The sequence below is a fragment of the Ruegeria meonggei genome (assembly GCF_042768335.1).
In the GTDB taxonomy this organism is placed as follows: Bacteria; Pseudomonadota; Alphaproteobacteria; order Rhodobacterales; family Rhodobacteraceae; genus Ruegeria; species Ruegeria meonggei.
The window spans coordinates 48,361-70,285 of sequence record NZ_JAXHBT010000002.1; the positions used below are offsets into that span (position 1 = coordinate 48,361).

22 protein-coding genes are annotated in these 21,925 nt (G+C 56.4%); 6 read left to right on the plus strand and 16 right to left on the minus strand.

All coding sequences use genetic code 11. The features are described 5' to 3' along the window. Positions 1-7: 7 nt before the first annotated feature. From SJY13_RS20350 to SJY13_RS20370, 5 genes are all read right to left on the minus strand, one after another. On the minus strand, positions 8-838 hold the full coding sequence (locus tag SJY13_RS20350; RefSeq protein ID WP_085822058.1) for a carbohydrate ABC transporter permease: 831 nt from the start codon (positions 836-838) through the stop codon (positions 8-10). 12 nt (positions 839-850) lie between these two features. Then, positions 851-1,717, minus strand: a complete 867-nt coding sequence (locus SJY13_RS20355) for a carbohydrate ABC transporter permease (protein WP_085822059.1) — start codon at positions 1,715-1,717, stop codon at positions 851-853. 106 nt (positions 1,718-1,823) lie between these two features. Further along, the gene (locus SJY13_RS20360; protein WP_377193812.1) at positions 1,824-3,128 is read right to left on the minus strand and encodes an ABC transporter substrate-binding protein; all 1,305 of its coding nucleotides are present in this window, start codon (positions 3,126-3,128) and stop codon (positions 1,824-1,826) included. A 94-nt stretch (positions 3,129-3,222) separates the two neighbouring features. Further along, entirely contained in the window at positions 3,223-4,248 is a 1,026-nt protein-coding gene (locus tag SJY13_RS20365) for a LacI family DNA-binding transcriptional regulator (protein WP_377193814.1), read from the minus strand. 282 nt (positions 4,249-4,530) lie between these two features. After that, positions 4,531-5,421, minus strand: coding sequence for a LysR family transcriptional regulator (locus SJY13_RS20370; RefSeq protein WP_377193816.1), 891 nt, complete (start codon positions 5,419-5,421; stop codon positions 4,531-4,533). Positions 5,422-5,545: 124 nt separating this feature from the next. Here SJY13_RS20370 and SJY13_RS20375 point away from each other — a divergent pair, with 124 nt between their 5' ends. Together SJY13_RS20375 and SJY13_RS20380 are read left to right on the plus strand one after the other, a co-directional pair. Beyond that, a complete protein-coding gene (locus SJY13_RS20375) occupies positions 5,546-6,160 on the plus strand; it encodes a nitroreductase family protein (protein WP_377193818.1) in 615 nt (204 codons plus the stop codon). 10 nt (positions 6,161-6,170) lie between these two features. Then, on the plus strand, positions 6,171-7,139 hold the full coding sequence (locus tag SJY13_RS20380) for a DMT family transporter (protein WP_377193820.1): 969 nt from the start codon (positions 6,171-6,173) through the stop codon (positions 7,137-7,139). A 45-nt stretch (positions 7,140-7,184) separates the two neighbouring features. Here the strand turns inward: SJY13_RS20380 and SJY13_RS20385 are convergent, their stop codons facing one another. From SJY13_RS20385 to SJY13_RS20395, 3 genes are all read right to left on the minus strand, one after another. Beyond that, complete coding sequence (locus SJY13_RS20385) at positions 7,185-8,348, minus strand: M24 family metallopeptidase (RefSeq protein ID WP_085822065.1); 1,164 nt, start codon at positions 8,346-8,348, stop codon at positions 7,185-7,187. Next, a complete protein-coding gene (locus SJY13_RS20390; RefSeq protein ID WP_377193822.1) occupies positions 8,348-9,499 on the minus strand; it encodes an amidohydrolase in 1,152 nt (383 codons plus the stop codon). Before SJY13_RS20390 ends, SJY13_RS20385 begins: the two co-directional genes overlap by 1 nt. 179 nt (positions 9,500-9,678) lie before the next feature. Next, positions 9,679-10,143, minus strand: a complete 465-nt coding sequence (locus SJY13_RS20395; RefSeq protein ID WP_085822067.1) for an Lrp/AsnC family transcriptional regulator — start codon at positions 10,141-10,143, stop codon at positions 9,679-9,681. Positions 10,144-10,243: 100 nt separating this feature from the next. On the opposite strand from SJY13_RS20395, the gene SJY13_RS20400 reads away from it, so the two are divergent. The 4 genes from SJY13_RS20400 to SJY13_RS20415 all read left to right on the plus strand — a co-directional run bounded on the left by SJY13_RS20400 (position 10,244) and on the right by SJY13_RS20415 (position 14,351). Next, a complete protein-coding gene (locus SJY13_RS20400; protein WP_377193824.1) occupies positions 10,244-11,293 on the plus strand; it encodes a pyridoxal-phosphate dependent enzyme in 1,050 nt (349 codons plus the stop codon). 22 nt (positions 11,294-11,315) lie between these two features. Continuing rightward, on the plus strand, positions 11,316-12,365 hold the full coding sequence (locus SJY13_RS20405) for a TRAP transporter substrate-binding protein (RefSeq protein ID WP_377193826.1): 1,050 nt from the start codon (positions 11,316-11,318) through the stop codon (positions 12,363-12,365). Positions 12,366-12,469: 104 nt separating this feature from the next. Then, complete coding sequence (locus SJY13_RS20410; RefSeq protein ID WP_377193828.1) at positions 12,470-13,006, plus strand: TRAP transporter small permease; 537 nt, start codon at positions 12,470-12,472, stop codon at positions 13,004-13,006. A gap of 61 nt (positions 13,007-13,067) precedes the next feature. Continuing rightward, positions 13,068-14,351: a TRAP transporter large permease gene (locus tag SJY13_RS20415; protein ID WP_200818554.1), complete on the plus strand. Its 1,284-nt coding sequence runs from the start codon at positions 13,068-13,070 to the stop codon at positions 14,349-14,351. A 374-nt stretch (positions 14,352-14,725) separates the two neighbouring features. On the opposite strand, the gene SJY13_RS20420 is transcribed toward SJY13_RS20415, so the two are convergent. From SJY13_RS20420 to SJY13_RS20455, 8 genes are all read right to left on the minus strand, one after another. Next, positions 14,726-15,628, minus strand: a complete 903-nt coding sequence (locus SJY13_RS20420) for a LysR family transcriptional regulator (protein WP_377193830.1) — start codon at positions 15,626-15,628, stop codon at positions 14,726-14,728. 31 nt (positions 15,629-15,659) lie between these two features. Beyond that, positions 15,660-17,378, minus strand: a complete 1,719-nt coding sequence (locus tag SJY13_RS20425) for a SulP family inorganic anion transporter (protein WP_377193832.1) — start codon at positions 17,376-17,378, stop codon at positions 15,660-15,662. Between the two features lie 54 nt (positions 17,379-17,432). Next, the gene (locus SJY13_RS20430) at positions 17,433-19,112 is read right to left on the minus strand and encodes a TIGR01244 family sulfur transferase (protein WP_377193834.1); all 1,680 of its coding nucleotides are present in this window, start codon (positions 19,110-19,112) and stop codon (positions 17,433-17,435) included. Positions 19,113-19,133: 21 nt separating this feature from the next. Continuing rightward, complete coding sequence (locus SJY13_RS20435) at positions 19,134-20,018, minus strand: MBL fold metallo-hydrolase (protein WP_377193836.1); 885 nt, start codon at positions 20,016-20,018, stop codon at positions 19,134-19,136. Positions 20,019-20,041: 23 nt separating this feature from the next. Further along, on the minus strand, positions 20,042-20,479 hold the full coding sequence (locus SJY13_RS20440) for a DUF6691 family protein (protein ID WP_377193838.1): 438 nt from the start codon (positions 20,477-20,479) through the stop codon (positions 20,042-20,044). A gap of 3 nt (positions 20,480-20,482) precedes the next feature. Beyond that, a complete protein-coding gene (locus tag SJY13_RS20445; protein WP_085822077.1) occupies positions 20,483-20,917 on the minus strand; it encodes a YeeE/YedE family protein in 435 nt (144 codons plus the stop codon). Beyond that, positions 20,914-21,126, minus strand: coding sequence for a YgaP family membrane protein (locus tag SJY13_RS20450; protein ID WP_377193840.1), 213 nt, complete (start codon positions 21,124-21,126; stop codon positions 20,914-20,916). The genes SJY13_RS20445 and SJY13_RS20450 overlap by 4 nt, the downstream gene beginning before the upstream one ends. 103 nt (positions 21,127-21,229) lie before the next feature. After that, positions 21,230-21,904 carry a Crp/Fnr family transcriptional regulator gene (locus tag SJY13_RS20455; protein ID WP_377194618.1) on the minus strand — a complete coding sequence of 225 codons (675 nt, stop codon included), beginning with the start codon at positions 21,902-21,904 and terminating at the stop codon, positions 21,230-21,232. Positions 21,905-21,925: the final 21 nt, after the last annotated feature.

Sequence of the window (21,925 nt, forward strand, 5' to 3'; positions counted from 1 at the left end):
GTGCTCCTTATTTCACAGCGCCGAAGGTCAGGCCGCGGACAAGTTGTTTCTGGCTAAACCAGCCAAGGATCAGGATTGGTGCAATCGCCATCGTCGAAGCCGCGCTGAGCTTGGCAAAGAACAGACCTTCCGGGCTGGAATAGCTGGCGATAAAGGCGGTCAACGGTGCTGCGTCGACTGCGGTTAGGTTGAGGGTCCAGAACGCTTCGTTCCAGGCCAGTATAAAGTTCAACAGTACCGTTGAGGCGATGCCGGGTATGGCCATGGGTGTCAGGACATAGAGGATTTCCTCTTTCAAGGTTGCCCCATCCATTCGCGCAGCTTCCAGAATCTCACCGGGAATTTCGCGAAAGTATGTGTACAGCATCCAGACGATGATCGGGAGGTTGATCAGCATCAGCACCACGACCAACCCTCCGCGGCTGTCCAACAGTCCCAGTTGAATGAACAGCAGGTAAATCGGGTAGAGCACACCAACCGCTGGCAACATCTTGGTGGACAGCATCCACAGCAGAATGTCCTTGGTGCGCTTTGAGGGCACAAATGCCATCGCCCAGGCCGCTGGAACAGCGACGATCACACCAAGAATGGTCGAGCCCCCCGCGATGATCACCGAGTTCCAAAGAAACCGCATGTAATCTGAGCGTTCCTGCACGATGGCATAGTTTTCTAGCGTCCAGTCAAAGTTCAGGAAGATAGGTGGGCTGGCAATCGCCTGCGCCTCGGTTTTGAAGCTGGTCAGGATCGTCCACAGGATCGGGAAAAAGATCAGCAGACCAACGGCCCAAGCAAAGGCGGTGTTCAGGGTCTTGCGACGGGTCGTGACGGTGCGGGCCATGTCGTTATCTCCTCACGCGTCCAGGTTTTTGCCGACGATGCGCATCAGGAAGATGGCAACGATATTGGCAAGGATGATGGCGTAGACACCGCCTGCAGACCCCAAACCGACATTCTGACTTTCCAGAACGCGCTGGAAGATCAGGTAAGTCAGGGTGCGGGTGCCAAAGGCGCCACCTGTGGTTACGAAAATCTCGGCGAAGATCGACAGCAGAAAGATCGTCTGGATCAGGATCACGATTGTGATCGCCCGGCCGAGATGCGGCAGAATGATGTGATAAAAGCGTTTCAGTGGCGGTGCGCCGTCCATTTCAGCGGCCTCCAGCTGTTCGCTGTCCAGCGACTGAATCGCGGTCAGCAGGATCAGTGTCGCGAAGGGCAGCCATTGCCACGAAACGATCATCACGATCGAGGTCATCGATGCCTCGGACAGCCATGAGATCGGCTCAGCCCCGAAAAAGCGCCACAGATGGGCCAGTAACCCGTTCACAGGATCCATAAACATGTTCTTCCAGACCAGTGCTGACACGGTTGGCATCACAAAGAACGGCGCGATCACAAGGATGCGGACAACGCCCTGTCCCCACATTGGTTGATCCAGCAGCATTGCCAGCAGGATGCCCAGAACAACCGTGATCGCAAGCACACCGCCAACGATCACCAGCGTGGCCTGAACCGCAGGCCAGAAGGTACTGGAGGATACAAACCGGACGTAGTTGTCGAAACCGACCCAGCCCAGATCACCGCCGCGCAGGGGCAGGTATTTCTTGAAGGAAAAATACAGTGTCATTGTCAGCGGCACGAGCATCCAACCCAGAAGCAGGATCACTGCGGGTGCCATCATAAAGCGTGCTACGGATCGGGAATGCTGAGTAGCCATGACGCAAGACCTCTCTGTTCAGGCTCAACCAGCCTGCGAGAAAAAATCAAATTTTGGAAGTCGGGAGCGGGGGGCAGGAGCCTGCCCGCCCGCTTGGGAGAATGCCTCAGTAGCCTGCGGCTTCCATCTCTTCTGCGGTGAAGGCCTGCGCTTTTGCCAGCGCCTCATCCACCGATTGCTGCCCGGCGTAGACCGCCGAGAATTCCTGGCTTACCTGTGTGGCGATGCCTGCAAATTCCGGGATCGCCGCGAACTGGATGCCGACATATGGTACCGGCTTTACAGTTGGATTGTTCGGATCGGCCGACAGGATCGATTCCAGTGTTTTCTGGGCAAATGGAACGGCCTGATAGTCTGGGTTCTCATACAGCGAGGTGCGCGCACCCGGCGGTACGTTGGCCCAGCCCTCGTTTTCAGCCACCAGCTCGATGTAATCCTTGGACGTTGCCCATTCGATGAACTGTTTGGCTGCATCCGCTTGCTCGGTGCCCGCTGGAATGGCCAGAGCCCAGGCCCAGAGCCAGTTGGAGCGCTTGTCGACACCTTCTGCGTTAGGAGCCAATGCAAATCCAACCTTGTCGGCAACGGTCGAGTCGTCAGGATTGGTCACAAACGAGGCCGCAACAGTGGCATCGATCCACATTCCGCATTTGCCTTGCTGGAACAGTGACAGGTTTTCGTTGAACCCATTGGTAGCATATCCGGCTGGACCGGATTCATTCATCATGTCGACGAAGAAGGTCAGCGCATCTTTCCATTCCGGCTGATCAAACTGGGGTTTCCAGTCTTCATCAAACCAGCGCGCGCCGAATGAGTTGGCGGTTACAGTGATGAACGCGCCGCCTTCACCCCAACCGGCCTTGCCGCGCAGGCAGATACCGTTGATCTCGTTGTCGCGATCCGTCATGGCTGCCGCAGCTTCGCGGATGAACTGCCAGGTCGGTGCCTCGGGCATCTCCAGACCGGCCTTCTCCATCAGGTCGGTCCGATACATCACCATCGAACTTTCGCCATAAAACGGTGCTGCATAAAGCGTGCCATCATTGCTGAGGCCGTTGCGCATCGCCGGTAGGATGTCATCGACATCGTATTCAGCAGACAGCCCGTCCAGCGGCACCAGCCAGTCATTTGCGCCCCAGATCGGCGTTTCGTACATGCCGATGGTCATGATGTCGAACTGGCCACCTTTGGTGGTGATGTCGGTGGTCACGCGCTGACGCAGCACGTTTTCTTCCAGTGTCACCCATTCAACGTCGATGCCGGTCGCTTCGGTGAAATTGTCGGTATAGCCCTGCATCCGGATCATGTCGCCGTTGTTTACGGTGGCGATCGTGATGGTTTGCGCATGAGCCGCTGCCGTTGCAACGAATGTCAATGCAGTCGCCGCACGAAGTGCGTTCTTGAGATACATCCCTGTCCTCCCTGAGCTTGGATGTCGTGCAGGAAGCGTAGTTCAGAAATTGTCGCGGCGTCAATAAAAACTTTACGCGCGTTAAGTTTTGTTGTCAGGCAGACTCGCGCAGTACCAGCCTGGCAGGGAACAGGGTTTCCGCGCGGTTAGAAAATTTCCCACCACTTTCAATAAGTTCGAACAAGGTTTCGACACTGCGACCGGCCACGTTGTCATAATCATGCGCGGCCGTTGTCAGGGACGGGCAGGTGAATCGGGCAAAGGGGTGGCCGTCGTTTGACGCCACCCGCAGCGCGCAATCAGCTGTTCGGCCGACGCGAATCCCTTGCTCATAACAGGCGGACAGAAAGCCAATCGCCAGACGGTCATTGCTGCACAGAACCGAGTTCGTCCTCAACTCTTGACGCTCCAGAACCCTGGCCGCGCCTTGGCGACCAATCTCTTCAAAGGCCCAGCCTTCGCCGTCGATCTTGATGACATGCGGTTCAAACCCGTGCCGCTCCATAACCTCGATATAGGCCTTGCGCCGCTTGTTGGCGTTTGGATTGGCGGGTGTGCGCATTTCAAAGAAGGATGGCGGCTCGCCGGTGCGGGTCATGTATTCGACGGTCTGGGATACAAAGCTGAAATTGTCTGAACCGACAAAAGCAGCGCCCAACCCTTCGAGGTTGCTGTCAAACAGGATGGTCGGCACGTTTTCGCAAAATTTCTCGATCTGCGACCGATCCGAGGCCCGACCCAGTGGGGCCAGCAAGACACCGGCAGGTTTCAGCGACCGCAAGCTGTCGAGGATCTCATTCTCCAGTTTCTGCTCGCCATGTGAACTGAACAGTGACGGTCGGTAGCCCGCTGCGATACAGCTTTGTTCCAAGTACCGGGCAATTTCGACAAAGAACGGATCGGCCAGGTAGGGCACCACGATGCCGATATTCTTGGTCAGCTTCCGGTTCTGGTTTACCGCGAAGATGTTTGGGCGATAGTCGAACCGCTCCAAGGCCTCCTCGATCCGCGCCCGTGTAGTGGCCCGCACGCTGTCCGGGTCGTGAAAGTACTTGGACACTGTGGGTCTGGAGATACCGCTGACGGCGGCAAACTCCTCCATATTCTTTATTTTGGTCATGCTCACCAGCCTGCGGATGGACGCCGTCTAAATCTTGTCGCAACTTTACATATTCTTTGCGCGCGCCAAAAAATCAATAGGCTGGGTTCGACAAGCGGCTATCTGCCCGAGCTTGAACGTGGAAGAGACGCATACCTTTGCGCAGGTTCTGGCCCAGGTCGTTCGAATGGGCGATTTTCCTGATCAGAGGTCCACCGCGCCAAAAATACAGTGTCTAACTGGTAAAGACACTCTGATCATAGCGGTTAAATGCACCGCTGATATCCGGGTTTAGACGCTTTGTTATGTGGCTGTTGGCGATCCCAGCTTTTCGACCAGGAAATCCAGAAATACGCGCACCTTGGACAGGACATATTGCCGAGACGGATAGACAGCATACAGCGACGTTTCGTTTGGGGACCAATCTGTCAGCGCTGTGCACAATCGGCCAGACGCCAAATCTTCCGCGACATACATACGGGGAATAAGGCTGAGGCCAAACCCTGCGCGCAATGCATCACGGACAGCCAGGCTGGATGAGACTTTGTAACGGCCCCGAACCGGTACTTTTCTGATCCGCCCAGCTTTGTGGAACGTCCATTCCGTGGCATGGTCGGACAGGCTGAATTGAATGCAATTGTGTTGCACCAAATCTTCTGGTTGTGTTGGCAACCCATGCATTTCGAAATACGAAGGTGCGGCGCAGAGTACATGATCCATCCGCATGATTTTCCGCGCAATTAGCCCGGAATCTTCGAGGTTGTCGCTGCCCCTGAGTGCAATGTCTACACCTTCCTCCACAAGGTTAACGCGACGATCCTCAAGGCGCAGATCCAGCGACATATCTGGGTAACGGTTCAGGAATTCCGGAATGGCGTCGGAAAGACCCACAAGCGTCACCGTCATAGGGGCGCTGACGCGCAGCAGGCCCGTGGGAGTGTTTTGAATGGCCTGCAGGGCGCTGTCCGCCTCGTGCAGGTCGTCGAGAATCCGGGTCACGCATTCAAAATACTGGGCACCGGCCTCGGTCAGGCTCATTCGGCGGGTGGTGCGGCTGATCAGACGCGCGGAAAGATGTGCCTCCAGTTCACTGACATTCTTGCTGACAGCGGCGGGGGACAGGCCAAGGTGTCGAGAAGCCGCAGCGAAACTGCCAAGATCAACCACTGTTCGGAAGACGGTAAGTGCGGTCATTCGGTCCATTATTATTTACTAACAGTAAAGAAAGACTTCATCAATTAGCAAATTATCTACCGTGGGAAGCTGGCGTATCAAGGGGCAGAACTTCAAAAGTTACATCCACGGAAGAGAGCCCGCCATGCATACCGTAAGAACCGCTGACCACCCAATCGAACCGCTTATCCTGTCGCGTTGGTCACCACGTGCCTATGATGCGTCACAGATGCCGCAAAGCGATCTTTTGACCATTCTCGAAGGTGGGCGTTGGGCCCCGTCGGCTTTTAATATCCAACCTTGGCGTTTTCTGTATGCGCGCCGTGAAGACAAACATTGGTTGGCTTTCACTTCAATTCTGAACCCCGAAAACCAGGAGTGGGCGCGGCAGGCATCCGCTTTGATCTTTCTGATTTCAGACACGGTGATGCCTGCAGATGGCAATCGGCTTGATGCAACGTCGAACTATAATAGTTTTGATGCAGGAGCCGCCTGGATGCAGGTTGCGCTTCAGGCCACAGCCCTGGGTTACGGTGCCCATGCAATGGCTGGGCTCAACTTTGATCAGGCCTCAAAAGTGCTGAACCTGCCTGACCGGTTCCGATTAGAGGTGGGGATCACAATCGGGCGCGCAGGTGACGCCTCGGGCCTGTCCGACGACCTAAGGGCCCGTGAAGTGCCGAGTGGCCGGATGCCGTTGAAACAGATTTCTTATTCCGGCCCGTTCCCGGTCCGGTTTCACGACATTGCAGCGGAATAGGGAGGTTTCTATGTCCTTTGCTGATAGACCACCTCGTAAGGCCGCAGCGAACTGGCAAGTTCAGGGCCTCATGCTGATTGCAACCTTCCTTGTTGCCACGTCCTTTCCGGTTGTCGCTGCCATTACAGACAGCGTTGACAGCAGTGTCCTTACCTTCCTGCGCTTTGCCCTTGCGACCGTGCTTTTTGCACCGCTGGTTGCCTGGCGATACGGGCTCGGGCGACCGGGCCTGTACGATTTGATGCGCTATGGAGTGCTCAGCTTTCTGCTGGTTACGTTTTTCTGGTGTATGTTCGCATCCCTGCGCCTGACATCGCCGTTGAACACGGCGGCAATCTTTTCCCTTAGCCCCGTTATCACAGCGGGCATTGCAGCGGTGCTGTTGCGCGACAGGATAGGGCTGTCGGCACGTATTGCTCTTCCTATCGGAGCAGCAGGCGCAATCTGGGTCGTCTTTCGCGGCGATCTTGCCGCAATGATGGTGGTGCGGATCGGGGCAGGCGATCTGTTGTTTTTTTGCGGTACAATTGCGTTTGCAGTCTATAGCACTTTGGTGAAAGTCTTGCATCGTGGCGAGCCCATGGCCCGGATGACGTTCTGGATTCTGGCAACTGGCACGGTCTGGCTGTTCCTGTTGTCTGTCCCCGACCTGAGCCGCGTAGCATGGACCGAGATACCGGCTACAACTTTTGCGGGGATCGCATATCTGTCGGTCTTCACCACCATTGTGACTTTCTTCCTGTTTCAGTGGGGCACAACACAGATCGGTCCGACCCGTGTGACGTCCTACACGTTTCTGAACTCAGTGTTGGTGCTTTTCATTGGCTTGGCATTTGGCGACGCTTTACCACCCGTCGCTATCTGGCCGGGCATAGGATTAGCCATTTCCGCAACTATCGTTCTGCAGCTGAACGGTGTGCACAAAGGTCTGAAAGAAAGGACGATTTCAGGTGCTCCAGCGCCGCAAGGCAGGGCATGAACGGCGCAATTCGCGTGCAACCCCGTGGTGTTCACAGCGCTGACATCAGATCACGGGCAACTCGGGGTCCGCGCGTTCAGACAACAGAGCCGCACCGTCGACGCGCACCACGATGTTCTCTTCGTGGACCATAATCCGGCCGTCACCGTAGCTAAGCGAGGGTTCCAGCGTCAGCACCATGTTCTCGGTGATCACCGTGTCGTCAAACGCGGCGTGCGAAGGCCATTCAGTCAGTTGCATTCCCAGCCCGTGACCAAGCCGCCCAACGTCGCCCCCCTGATCATCCAACTCGGCGATCACCGAGTTCATGGTTTGAAACAATTCACGGCAACTGGTGCCGGGGCGCGCGGCAGCGATGCCGGCCTCGGTTGCACGCCACAGAACGTCATAGGCACGTCTTGAGGCGCTGTCGGCTGCACCAATGGCAAAATTGCGGTCGAAATCGCAGAAATAGCCGTCCCAATTGGCCCCGGTGTCCAGCATCAGGATATCCCCGCGCGTCAGCGGTCGCCGAGAGGGTGGTGAAATCACGTCGTGATAACCGCCAGTATCTGCGCCGCCGACTAGGTAAGGCACATCATCGGCCCCTTGCGCCAGTGCTTCGCGCCGGAACTCTCGGAACAGGTCCTCAAGCGGCAGGCCCTCTCGGGCCAGCGCGGGGACGCGGGCAAAACTGCGCGAGCCGATGGCGCAGATATGGGCCAGCTTTTCTATTTCGGCTTCGGATTTCACCATGCGCAGAGCACGGATCACTGCGGTGGAATCTGCCACTCGCAATCCGGGCACCCCCAGCATCAGCCGTTCATAATCCCCCAGTGGCATGCGCAGCGCTGTTTCGTGCCCCTTCATCACACCAATCGTGTCGCCGCCCTGCGCCAGCGGCGTTAGTAAATCGGTGAGTAGGCTGATGCCGTCGTCTTGTGGTGCCGGGGCGCTCCAAGTCCGGATGTCGTCGATCCAGGTGTGGCGCATCAGCTCCGCGCCGATCTCGGGGATGATCGCAATCGGCTTGCCCGAGGCCGGGACGAACAGGAACCATGGCCGGGTGGGGCTTTGCCAGAACAGCGTTTGAAAGCCACTGAAATACCGCACCTCGGCCTCTGTCATCAACAGCAGACCAGCCATGCCAGCCGCCGCCATGCGGGTCTGCGCGCGTTGGGTCCGAGCGGCGAATTCGGATTCCGAAAAACCTCTTTCGGGTGCGGTCATCAGTTTGGTCCTTTTCGAACAGGCAGTCGGTCCTGTACCAGCCTTACCCAGAACTCTGCCCCGATAGGCAGCAGATCATCATTGAAATCATAGTCAGACGCATGCAGCGGTTGCCCGTTTGGACCACCCTCGCCATTGCCAAGCAGCAGGAAACAACCGGGTACGGCGGCGCAGAAATGGGCAAAATCCTCGGAAAAGCTCATCGGTGGGCGGTTGCGGATCAGATCACAACCCGCAGTGTCGGCAGCGCGATAAACGGCCTGGGTGGGGGCGTCGGCATTTATAGTTTCGATGAACCCAGTGTTGAACGTCACAGTTGCCAGAACGCCATGGGCTGCGGCGATGCCTTCGGCAATCCGGCGCATATGCGTTTCGATGGCCATCCGATCCTGCAGGGATCGGGCGCGGAAGTCGCCTTTTAACAGGGCCTTACCGGGCAGAACATTGCGTTGCCCGTCTGTCAGAAACTCGGTAACCGAGACAACGGCCCCGGCATCAGGCGCCAATTTGCGCGCCACGATAGTCTGCAGCGACATGACCACTTCGGCACCAACGGTAATTGCATCCACCCCAGCCTGTGGCATCGAGGCATGCCCGCCCTGCCCATCAACGGTGATTTCAAACAATGTCTCGCTGTTGCAGATGATACCCGACCGGGATGAGATCTGACCAACCGGCGCGCCGGGCAGGTTGTGAATGGCGTAGACCTCGTCCAAAGGCAGCTGGTCCAGCACACCTTCGTCGATCATCGCCTGCGCACCCAGCCCGTGTTCTTCGTTGGGCTGGAACAACAAGACCACAGTGCCGTCAAAACCACCCTCGGTCACCAGCCGTTCAGCCGCGCCCAACAGCATTGTCATATGGCCATCATGGCCGCAGGCATGCATGACGCCTGCTGTCCGCGAGGGGTAATCGTGGGCCGAAGTCTCGGTGATTGGCAAAGCGTCCATATCCGCCCGCAGCCCGATGGCGCGGTTGCCTTGTCCGGCGCGCAGCACTCCGACAACGCCTGCGCCTTCGTGCACCTCTACCCCAAGGCGGCGTAATTCTTGCGCAACGATGGCTTTTGTTCGCTTTTCTTGGAACCCCAGTTCAGGGTTACGGTGAAAGTCGTGGCGCTGTTGGATCAGGCGGGTGTGAAAATCGGTCATGGTGTCACGTCATGGATCAAGGTAGCGCATGCTACGACGAACGGACCATGTTGCGGCATATTAAAAGCGACAGACTGCGATAAAATTTATCGCGATCCTTCGATTTCGTGATTCAATTTTTCACACTATGCCGAAAGGCCCACGTCTTTCGCTGGTGATTCAGCGCAGCGTGGGTCCCGTCAAACCGGTATGGACAAGCCGACTTTGGTTCGCTCCATCGCAACGGATGTTCTGAACCGTCGGACATTAGAGTTTTCAAAGAACAACCGATGGGTCAGCGCCTCAAAATCCTGCATGTCTTGCGCGGTGCAAACCAGAATGAAATCAGCATCCCCCGTCACGTAATAGCATTGCTGAACCTGCGGCTCTGCCTTGACCCGTTTGCGAAACAGGTCGAGCTGCTGCAGCGATTCCCGTTCCAGTTCAACCATAACAATAAAGGTCATGTTGTAGTCGAAACTGGACGGGTTGAGGATGGCAACCTCGCGCTGGATGACGCCCGTATCCTTGAGCCGCTTCAGGCGGCGCTGCACAGAGGGCACTGACAACCCACAGCTGTCGGCCAATGCATCCAAACCGATTCGGCGGTCTACCTGAATAGCTTGTAGGATAATCCGGTCAGAATCGTCTATTTCTACATTCATGCAACTTAACCTCGTAACTTTGCCAAATTTAGAAAAAAGTAGTTACGAAAATACTACATCATGAAAAAGTAAATCACAACGATGGTGTAATCCTAATGGGATGAAACACACCGACAGCATTCACTTTGCCCCGGACTTTGAGCGCGCCGTGAAACACTTCAAGGCGCAGGATGACTATACGATCTCTCCGTTGCTGACACTGCAGGCCCCTGGCGGGTTCAGTATCAGGGTAAAGGACGAAACCAACCGGATGGGACTTGGTGCCTTTAAGGCCCTGGGTGCCCCTTACGCCGTGGCCCGCATTCTTGAAACCGAATGGGCGGCACAAGCCGGCGAGACGTTGACCCCCGAGCGTATGAACGATCCAGACGTCCGCGCCTATGCCGCAACGCGCACCTTTGTGTGTGCCAGCGCTGGCAATCACGGCATGGGCGTTGCAGCAGGTGCCAAGGCCCTGGGTGCAAATGCGCGTATTCATCTGGCCCAAACCGTCCCGGCCAGCTTTGCCGATCGGCTGAGGGCTTTTGGTGCCGAGGTGGTCTGGTCAGGCGACGTCTATGACGAAAGTGTCGCGGCGGCCATTGCCGACGCCGACTGTACCAGCGCTACCCTTTTGGCTGACGGAACATGGCCCGGATACACAGAAATTCCAAAATCCGTCATGGAAGGCTACTGCATTATTGCCGAGGAAATGCGCGAAACGTTTGCCGCCTCTGGCGTCTGGCCAACCCATGTGTACCTGCAGGCAGGTGTCGGTGGTCTGGCTGCCGCAATGGCTCATATGATCCGCCTGAACTGGGCCGAGCAACCCACGCTGATCGTCGTTGAACCCGAAGCCGCCGCCTGTCTGAAGGCCAGCCATCTTGCGGGCGCGCCGTCACGGTCGGACGGGCCGGAATCGAATATGGGTCGTCTGGACTGTAAAGAGCCGTCGATCGTCGCGTGGCATACGCTGGAGCGGTGCGACGTTACCTATCAGACAATCAGCGAAGACGACGCTGAGGCCGCGGCGCAGGCCGTCACCGGTATGGGGCTGCCCACCACCCCATCCGGAGCGGCCGGCTATGGTGCGTTGGTAAAACAGCTTTCCGACATTAACCCCGGCAAGGATTTCCGACCTCTTGTCATCATCTCAGAAGGTCCCGCTTAAGCGGACCAAGAAAGGAACTGGTATGAAGAAAACGATCAGAAAGTACATTCTGCCTTCGTTGCTGACCGTTGGCCTGGCCACAGGTGTCAACGCAGAGACGTGGAAATTTGCGTCCGAAGAAGACAAGAACGACGTGCAGGATATCTTTGCTCAAGCGTTCGCAGAGACGATAAAAGAAGAATCCGGCGGCGATATCAAGGTACGGATCTATTACTACGGCCAGCTCGGCACCGAAAATGACATTGTCGAGCTGACCTCGAAAGGAACGGTACAGTTCGTCTCTGTCGGCACCGGCCATCTGGGATCCTACGTGCCCGAAGTACAGGCGCTGAGCGTGCCGTATGTTCTGGGTACCGATGTCGAAGTTGTGCGCAATGTTCTGACCGGCAGTCCGACTATCTATCAGGACCTCAGCGCAAAATTCGAAAAGGTGAACCTAAAGCTACTGACCATGATCAGCGAAGGCGAAATGGTCTGGGGTGCCAATCAGGCAATCCGCAGCCCCGCAGACTTTGAAGGCCAGAAAATCAGGACTTTCACCTCGACCATTCCGGTGGAAACCTACAAAGCCTTTGGTGCAACCCCGACCCCACTGTCCTGGGGTGAGGTGTATGGTGCACTGCAGCTGAAGACCGTCGATGGCATGGTGAACCCGATCTACTTTGTCTACAATGCCAAGTGGCACGAAGTTCAGGACTACCTGATGTTCCCCGGCCAACAGCCTTATGTCGGCACTGTTTCAACCAACAACGAATGGTTCAACAACTTGTCTGCGGACAAGCAACAGATGGTCCTTAAGGCGACTGAAGTTGCCGAGCAGGCAGCGCATGAATATCAACTGAAGATCAACAACGAAAACATGGACAAAATCATCGCGGAACGCCCCGACCTGCAAGTCGTGGTGTTAACCGAAGAAGAGCGCGCCGTGTTTCAAGAGTTGAGCACCACGCTGCACGAGACCTTTTATGGTGTTGTCGAGAATGCCTATGACGATGCTGACAAGGCCAGTGCCCGTGAGAATGCCCAGAAAATTCTGCAAAACCTGATTCAGGAGGTTCAGGCTGCGTCCTGATCCCTGACTGAAAACCTGAGACGCGCGGGCTCAGACGAACCCGCGCGCCTTGCCTTATGAGCTGAGTGGAGACGGCTCATGTCCGACGACATTGGGGGGAGACCATGAAGACATTATTGCTTACGGTAAGCCGAGGCACCGAACTCATCGAAAAATGCGTCATCATCTGCGCAATCCTTCTGATGATGGTCAACTCGACCGCCAACGCCATCGGCAGATACGCGTTTGACCGCAGCATCTTCTTTTCTGAAGAACTGAACCAGTTCCTGATCGTCGCGGTGACGTTCGTGGGCTTTGCCTATGCTGTACGCAAGGGCCGCAACATTCGCATGACGGCACTGTATGATTCCCTGAACGACAGGTTGAAAAAAGCTCTGTTGACCCTGATCTCGCTTGCGACCGGATTGCTGTTACTGTTCCTGACCTACAAATCCGTCTTCTATGTATTGGAGATCAAGGACATCAACCGCCTCAGTCCGGCGCTGCAATTTCCGGTCTATATCGTTTATTCGATTATCCCCATCGGGCTGGGCATGGCCAGCCTTCAATTCCTGATCGCGTTCGTGATGAATGTGACCCACGAAGGCCGATACCTGTCTTACGAGATCAAAGACGGCGAAGCCGAAGATATCGGGGTGTAACATGTCAGGAATTATGGAGTTTCTCGGCGATGTCATCGCCGGAGAGTTGGATATCTATGTCATGACCTTCACCCTTGTTGTGGTGATGGTTGTCCTGTTGTTTCTCAGCTTTCCGATGGTTGTCCCCCTTGCCATCGGAGCGTTGATCGGATTGCTGCATTTCTCGCAAAGCGACACCGGTGTGATCATTCAGCAGATGGTGACTGGTATTTCACCCAACGCATTGATCGCGGTGCCAATGTTTATTCTGGCTGCGGATATCATGGCGCGGGGGCATACCGCGAATAACCTGCTGGGGCTGATCGAGGCGTTCTTCGGTCATCGTCGCGGCGGCCTTCCGATCACAGCGTGTATCAGTTGCACCCTGTTTGGGTCGGTTTCCGGTTCAACACAGGCAACTGTAGTGTCCGTGGGGCAGATCATGCGCCCCAAATTGTTGAAGGCAGGTTACAAGGACAGCTTTGTCATGGCGTTGATCATCAATGCCAGCGATATCGCGTTCCTAATCCCGCCCAGCATCGGTCTGATCCTCTATGGCACGCTGGCCAATACCAGTGTGGGAGAGCTGTTCATCGCCGGGATCGGACCTGGGATCGTTCTGGCCTTACTGTTTTCGGCCTATTGCTATGTCTACAGCGTTTATCAGGGTGACCAGATTGCTTTGGTGGAAAAGAAAACCACCGCGGAGCGGCTGCAATCGATCCGCAAGGCGTTGTTGCCGCTGGGCTTTCCGGCGCTGATCGTCGGCGGGATTTATTCCGGCGCGGTGACCCCGACCGAGGCCGCATCCTTTTCGGTTCTCTATGCGTTGATCGTGGAATGTGTGATCTACCGCGAACTCAAGCTGAACGATGTGCTGGATGCCGCTCTCAGCACCGGGTTGATCACGGCTGTTGTCTTTATCCTCGTTGGTATGGGGCAGGCGTTCTCGTGGTACATTTCGTTCGAACAAATTCCACAAGGATTGCTGGAGCCGCTTAACCTTGAGGGCGCGTCGGACGAATACATCCTGTTTGTGATCGCGCTGTGTTTCTTTATTGGCTGCATGTTTGTCGACTCACTGGTCGTACTGGTCATCCTGACACCGATCTTTGTACCCATCGTCGATGCCTCTGGCCTCGATCCGGTTCTGGTGGGTGTCATGGTGACGCTGCAAATGGCCATTGGGTCTGCTACGCCGCCTTTTGGCTGCGATATCTTCACAGCGATCGCAATTTTCAACAAACCCTATCTTGAGGTCATTCGCGGAACGTTTCCGTTCATCGTGATCCTGATGCTGATGTCCGCGTTGCTGATTTTCTTCCCCGGCATCGCGCTCTTTCTTCGGGATCTCGCACTGTTGTAAAGACCCCAAGAACCTGACCTCAGCCTGTCACTTAACCTCGGGATGGGCTGAGGTCAGACAAATCCCAAAGCATGGCTTTTACCGTCGGGGCAGGGCGCGCCATTTGATCCAACTCGATCCGGTGACGTTCCGATTTCGTCAGGTGTTGTCTGGTCTACATCACGACAACCGGCTGGTTCCCTTATCGGTCTTTTGCCCTCATTGAAGCCAGACCGCAATTCTAAGCAATCTTAATGAGACTGACACAATTCAACCATCCGACCTGACTATTCCATGGATGCGGCGCGCTCCGGGGGTTTAATGATTTAACGAGGGGGTATGAGTTCAGCGCGCCGTACCTCTGTTAAACCGGGATGCATTCGGGGTACAAACCTCTACGAGGTCAGGAAATCGTACAGGTCAATCGCGTTTTTAGGCAGGCTAACGTTTTGTTTCCGGCACAGAAAATAGGCGCTTTTTGGCCTTAGGCTTTGCTGTCCAATCCTGACCAGCGCTCCGCTTGCAAGCTCTTGTTGCATCATCGCCTCGTTCACCAGTGCAACACCGGCGCCGTCCAGCGCTCTGCCAACAGATTGTACGTAGCTGCTGCAGTCAATCTTTGACCAATTGCCGATGCCGGGAAGGTCAAGTTTCTTTAACCAGATCTGCCAGTTGATCCAATCCGGTGCCAGACTGGAGAACTCCAGTATCGGCGGCGCCTGACTGAATTGAGGGTTGGCGGAAAACATCCCTGATTGCACCGCCTGTCTAGCAACCTCGGACGTGGCAACGGGAACCATCTGGACGTCCAGTAAACGGGTACTCTCCCACCCGGGAATGTGACCGTCACAGTAAACAACAGCCATATGATGCACGTTCGACAGCAATTCCGATGTCGCCTCGGTCGTTCGAATGTTCACGTCACATGCCGCATCGCCGAAGGAAAAGGCGCGCAGGCGTTGATGCAGCCAAAACATTGACAGCGCCGTGTTGGCCGCGATCTGGACAGCCGGTTGCTCAGGGGATTTGATCTTGTGGATTGCGCGATCCAGAAACTCCAGCGCCATCTCCACGTCAGACGCCAGTTCACGGCCCGTTTCAGTCAACTCCAAATTTCGCCCGTCGCGGGAAAACAGCGGCGATCCCAACCATTCTTCCAACCGGTGAATGCGTTTGCTGACCGCAGCCTGAGTGACAAACAGAGTGTCAGCGGCATGTGTCAGGCTTTTGCTGCCCGCAGCTGCTTGAAAGAATAGTAGATTGTCCAGCGGCGGCAGCGACTTGCGATAGTTTTTCATTCCAAAAGGTTATGAAAATCTCCGTCGTATTTCAACAATGTGCAGTTAGCTCGGTCCAGGCGCCATATTGCGACAAGAAGACCTGACCGTTCAGCTCTTTGGGGAAATCTGTGCGGTTCAGCCTGTCCATGACCGGGCCTTTGACCTCGGACAGATGCAACCCTACACCCATATCAGTCAGACGCCTATTGATTGCCTCCAGGCTTTCCAGAGCCGAGAAATCTACTTCGTTCACAGCTGAAAACAATAGGATCACATGTCGTAATGTGCACCCTTCGGTGACGCGCTGTTGCACCATTTCCTCAAGAAATCGCGCGTTCACGAAATAGAGGCTTTCATCCACACGCAACGTCACCACCGCCGGGTTGGTTTCCACATCGTGACGCAGCACGTTGCGGAAATGCTGGGTGCCGGGAACAAGGCCCACCTCTGCCACATGCGGGCGCGATGTTTTATACAGGTGCAACAGAACCGAGATCACGACCCCCGATGCCACCCCGGCCTCGACCCCCAGGCCCAATGTCAAAAGGATGGTGACTGCCACGGCGGTGAAATCGGCGCGGGAATAGTCCCAGGTCTTTTTCAGGATCGACAGGTCAACAAGACTAAGGACTGCGACGATGATGGTTGCCGCCAGCGTTGCCTTGGGCAGATAATAGACGAGGGGCGTCAGAGCCAGCGCGGCTATGGCCAAGCCAATGGCGGTGAATGCTCCGGCGGCGGGTGTCTCTGCCCCGGCATCGAAATTGACAACGGACCGGGCAAAGCCGCCGGTGACAGGATAACCGCCGGTAAAGGCCGCCCCAAGATTGGCTGCACCCAGACCGATCAGTTCTTGGTCCGGGTCGATCCGCTGGCGTTTCTTTGCCGCCAGTGTCTGCGCGACCGAAACGCTTTCGACAAAGCCGATGATTGAAATCAGGATGGCAGGAACGACAAGCGCGCGGAACAGATCAACAGAAAAGCTGGGCAAGGTCAGGGGCGGCAGGCTTTGCGGCACGGCCCCGACGATTTTCACGCCCTGACCTGTCAGGTCCATGCTCCAAACAGCAACTGTTGTCGCAATTACGGCGGCCACAGGCCCGGCCTTGGTCAGAAAATCTGCCAGAACAGGTGGTATTCCCACTCCGCGCAAGAAGGGTTTCAGGTTTTTGCGGACCCAAAACAGAAATCCAGTGGCCAGAATGCCGAGTGTCAGCGTGATGATGTTGAGTTCGGGTAGGTGGGACAAGAGCGATCCCAGCATTTCGGGCAACGTATGTCCGTGCGCGCTCACGCCTAGAATGTGTTTGAGCTGACTGGTAGCGATCAGGATGCCCGAGGCGGTGATAAACCCCGCGATCACCGGATGGCTCAGGAAGTTGGCCAAAAATCCTAGCCGCAGTATACCCATCAACAGCAGAAACCCGCCGGACAGGAACGCCAGCGTCAGGGCGGCCACCGCATACCCCGCCGTACCCTGCTCGGCGATCTGCCCGATGGTTGCGGCAGTCATAAGCGACACGACGGCCACAGGACCCACCGCCAGCGACCGGCTGGTGCCAAATATTGCATACAGCACGATCGGCACGATTGAGGCATAAATGCCGGCCTCGGGCGGCAAGCCAGCCAGCAAGGCATAGGCCAGCGACTGCGGGATCAGCATGATCGTCACGATCAGTGCCGCGATCAGATCGTTAGAAAGGGCCGCGCGCGTGTAGCTGCGGCCCCAATCCAGAACCGGGACAAAGGGGCGGAGTCGTTCGATCATGTATCTATTCCGGGAAGTAATACAGAAGGTGCCGGGCGTGTGTCACTGAAGACCCTATTTAGGTGCGACTTTCAGCTTTTCCGGGCGAGCCATCCATTCCTTTCCGCGCAGCATCGCCTTCCAGTAAATCGGCGGCAGAAGCGTTTCCTTAAGGAACCACGCCGCACGGCTGGGCTTTGTGCCATCGATTAGGAAACGCGGAAAACTGGGTTTGAGCGCGCCGCCATAGCCGAACTCGGCCAACACGATCTTGCCGCGCTCAACTGTCAGCGGGCAAGAGCCATAGCCGTCGTATTGCGCCACTGCCGATCCTCCGGCGATGTCGGCGACAATATTGTCGGCAACGGTCGGTGCCTGTTTCCGCGCTGCTGCGGCAGTTTTGGCATTGGGAGCATTCATCACGTCGCCCAGTGACCAGATGTTGTCAAAGCTTTGGTGGCGCAGGGTCGCCTGGTCCACGTCGATCCAACCTGCTGCGTCCGCCAAAGGTGAGACGCGTATGAAATCCGGCGCGGTTTGGGGTGGGCAGACATGGATCATGTCAAACTCGGTCTCAATCAAGGTTGGTGCTGTATCAGGTTTGACAACCTCGAAGACGGCTTTTTTGGCGGGCCCGTCGATAGACACCAGATTGTGGAAGAAATTCAGCGATGCGCCGTATTTCTCAATATAGCTTTCCAGCGCGGGGACATAATCCTTGACGCCGAACAACACGCCGCCCGCATTCATGAAGTGGATGTCGATGTCCTTTAGCACCCCACTGCGGAACCACGTATCACCGGATAGGTACAGGGCCTTTTGCGGCGCGCCCGCGCATTTGATTGGCATGGGAGGTTGGGTGAAGAGAGCACGTCCCGTCTTCATCTCTTGCACCAGCTGCCAGGTATAGGGCGCGAGGTCATAGCGATAGTTCGATGTCACGCCGTTGCGGCCCAGCGTTTCTTCCAGACCCACAACCTTGCCCCAATCCAACTTGAGGCCGGGGCAGACAACAAGGCGGTCGTATTTTACGACGCGGCATCCATCCAGCACGACGGCATTGTTCTCAGGCTCAAACGCCGCAACAGCAGATTTGATCCAGTGCACACCTTTAGGAATCAGGCTGCCCATGGTCTTGGCCGTTGCTTGGGCGTCAAAGATACCTCCACCGACCATGGTCCAGCCAGGTTGGTAGTAGTGGATATCGGCCGGGTCGATGACCGCGATATCAAGATCCGGTTTCCGCGCCTTCAGGCTGGCCGCAACCGAGATTCCACCGGCACCGGCACCGACAATCACGACTTGGAAATGCGCATCCCCGGTATCAGTCGGTGTCCTGCCGCCGTTGGCAATTCGGCGCGCAACGCCGTTCATATCATAGCCTGCCGCCTTGGTGGCCAACAGGATGTCCGACATCGGGCGTTTCTTGGATTCGTGAAAGGACCAAAGCGTGGCCGAGCGTGTCCCAGTCCGGCAAAAGGCCAGGACCGGGCGTTGCAAATCTTCCATCGCCTCCCCAAACGCTGCAACGTCGTCGTCCTTCACTATGCCGGATTGCACCGGGACATAGCGCGCCTCGATCCCGGCGGCCTTTGCTGCGGCGTCGATCTCTTTGAACGAAGGCTGATCCGCACCTTCCCCGTCTGGCCGGTTGCAAAGGATTGCACGAAAGCCCTGCGCCGCGATGGTCTTGACGTCCTCAACAGTGATCTGCGGACTGACGGTAAACTTGGATGAAATGTTGCGAAGTTCCATGTCTCTCCTCCCTGATGCGGATTACAGCGTATTGACCGGTACTTTTAGCATCGGGTTCCCATCCGCATCGGTCGGCACTTCACCCGCCCGCATGTTCACCTGCAGGGACGGAATGATGAGAGTGGGCATCGCAAGGATCGCATCGCGTTCAGTGCGGAACTTGACGAAATCCTCTTTCGTCCTGCTGCCGCCCACATGGATGTTGTGAGCTTTCTCTTCTGCAACGCTGGTTTCCCAGGCAATGTCGCGTCCGTTCGGGCCATAGTCATGGCACATGAACAGCCGCGTCTCATCGGGCAGAGAGAGCACTTTCTGAATGGAATCGTACAGAACACCAGCATCACCGCCGGGGAAATCAGCCCGGGCCGAGCCACCGTCCGGCATGAACAGCGTATCGCCGACAAAGGCCGCGTCGCCCATCACATGCACCATACAGGCCGGGGTATGGCCGGGTGTATACATGGAGAAAGCCTGCATTGTGCCGATCATGTAAGTGTCGCCATCTTCGAACAACGCATCGAATTGCGAGCCGTCCCGCTGAAACTCAGTGCCCTCGTTGAAGACCTTGCCGAACGTATCCTGGACAACGGTGATCTTGGAGCCAACGCCAATTCTTCCGCCCAGTTCCTGCTGTATATAGGGCGCAGCCGACAGATGGTCGGCATGGACATGGGTCTCGATGATCCATTCCAGTTTAAGCTGTTTTTCCTTAATGACGCGGATCAGTTCGTCGGCATGATCAAAGGTGATGCGCCCGGCGGCATAGTCGATGTCCATGACGCTGTCGACAACCGCACAAGCGTCCGAGGCCGGGTCCTTTACGATATAACTGATGGCGTTTGTTGCATCGTCGAAAAAGGCGAAAACCTCTGGTCTCACGGCCAAATTCACAGGGTAGGTGGTCATTTTGGGTCTCCTCCAAAAAGTATTCAGGTACGGGATTTCAGATCGGGTGCGGCCGCAGATTGCAGGAGCTTTGCCAAGGCGATTCCGATCACCAGCGCGCCGACGAAAGCAAAAACCTCCCATCGGCCGGTCCCCAGTGCGGGTAGCGCACCGCCCGGGCAAAATCCGGCAATGCCCCAGCCGATACCGAAAACCGCCGATCCCCCAACAAGCCTGGCGTTGATATTTGCGGACGTAGGCAGGTGAAACGTAGGTTCAAATACCGGCGCTTCCCGACCAAACACCAGTTTGTAGCCGACGAAGGTGGTCACCAGGGCTCCGCCCATCACAAAGATCAGGGACGGGTCCCAAGCTCCAAAAACATCGAAAAAATTCAGCACCTTGGCCGGATTTGACATGCCGGACAGTGAGATGCCCAGGCCAAAAATCAAGCCGATCAGGTAGATTGCAAGCAGTTTCATCCCTTATCCTCCGATCACATGGCGGATGATGAAAACCGTGGCAAAGGTGAACCCCATGAAGGTCGCGGTTGCGATGATGGATCGCGGGCTAAGCCGCGCCATGCCGCATACGCCGTGACCCGACGTGCAGCCAGCACCAAAGGTGACGCCGATACCAACAATGACGCCGCCTATTACAAAGGTGAGGGTGGATATCGGAACCTCAACCGCTGGCATCTCACCCGAGATCAGCCAAAGAACCAGCGGGCCAGTGGCCATCCCGACCAGCAAGGTGGCGCGCCAGGTGAAATCACTGCCAGAGGACGGTTGGACAAGGCCCGCAAGGATACCTGTAGCGCCCATCACGCGGCCCATCAGCAACATCAGCAAAACGGATGCCACCCCAATCAGAATGCCACCTGTCAGCGATGCCCAAGGTGTGAACGCGGTTTCGATCATCCGCAGTTCCTGCAGGTCTTCAGGCCGATGATGCGGTAGATTGGGCAGTTGCCCACAAAGGCCGTCAACGTAAAGATAGCGGCAACGGCCAGCGCCACCCAGAACAGAATACCCGATTCCAGGGTGCCTGTGCTAAAGGCCAGAACTGCAAGGGCGGCAGCGATCAGGATGCGCAGGGCGCGGTCGAATTTTCCCATATTGGTGGTCATGTCTCACTCCATCGAGAATCGATGAATTGACCATTGCATGTGCACCGTCATGCGTTTGGTGACATGGTCACCAAACTGTCAAACAAACGGGTTCAGGTGGTGATTACACTTCGGCGCCGGCCGATTTCACCATACGTTCCAGCCCTTCGCGGCCGGTCAGGCGAACTTCACCGCGGGACTGTTCGATCCAGCCACGGCGCTGGAATTCCGAAAGGGTGCGCGAGATCACCTCGCGCGCGGTGCCCAGTTCCGTCCCCAGAAAGGCATGTGTTGCGCGCACCACGTTGTCAGCATTGGCCAATTCCAGCAGGCGCGCCGCCAAACGTACATCCATGCGCTGAAACACGATGTCGTCAATCAGAGTGAACAGGTCGGTGATCCGACGGGAATAGGCGGTAAAGATAAACTCGCGAAATATCGGGGATTTGGCAGCCAGATCATCAAAGGTCTTTCGCGGGATCGCCACGGCGGTCACATCGGTTTCCGCTATGCCATCCGCGGAATAGTCTTCGAACGCCAGCATACAGGCGGTTGTCAATACGCAGCTTTCTCCGGCATGGACCCGGTACAAAAACACCTCTCGCCCGGTATCGGATTTCTGCTGCACCCGCACTGTGCCGTCCAACAGCAGCAGAAGATTGTCAGCTGTCTGGCCCGGGGCAAAAACCTGCGTTCCGGCTGGAACGGTGACGATCTGACTGCCCGCAACAAGCGCGGTGCGGATGTCGTCCGGCAGTCGGCTGAGACCTTTGAATTTGTCGATCCACGAGGTATTCATAGCGTTCCGCTTATCCATGGG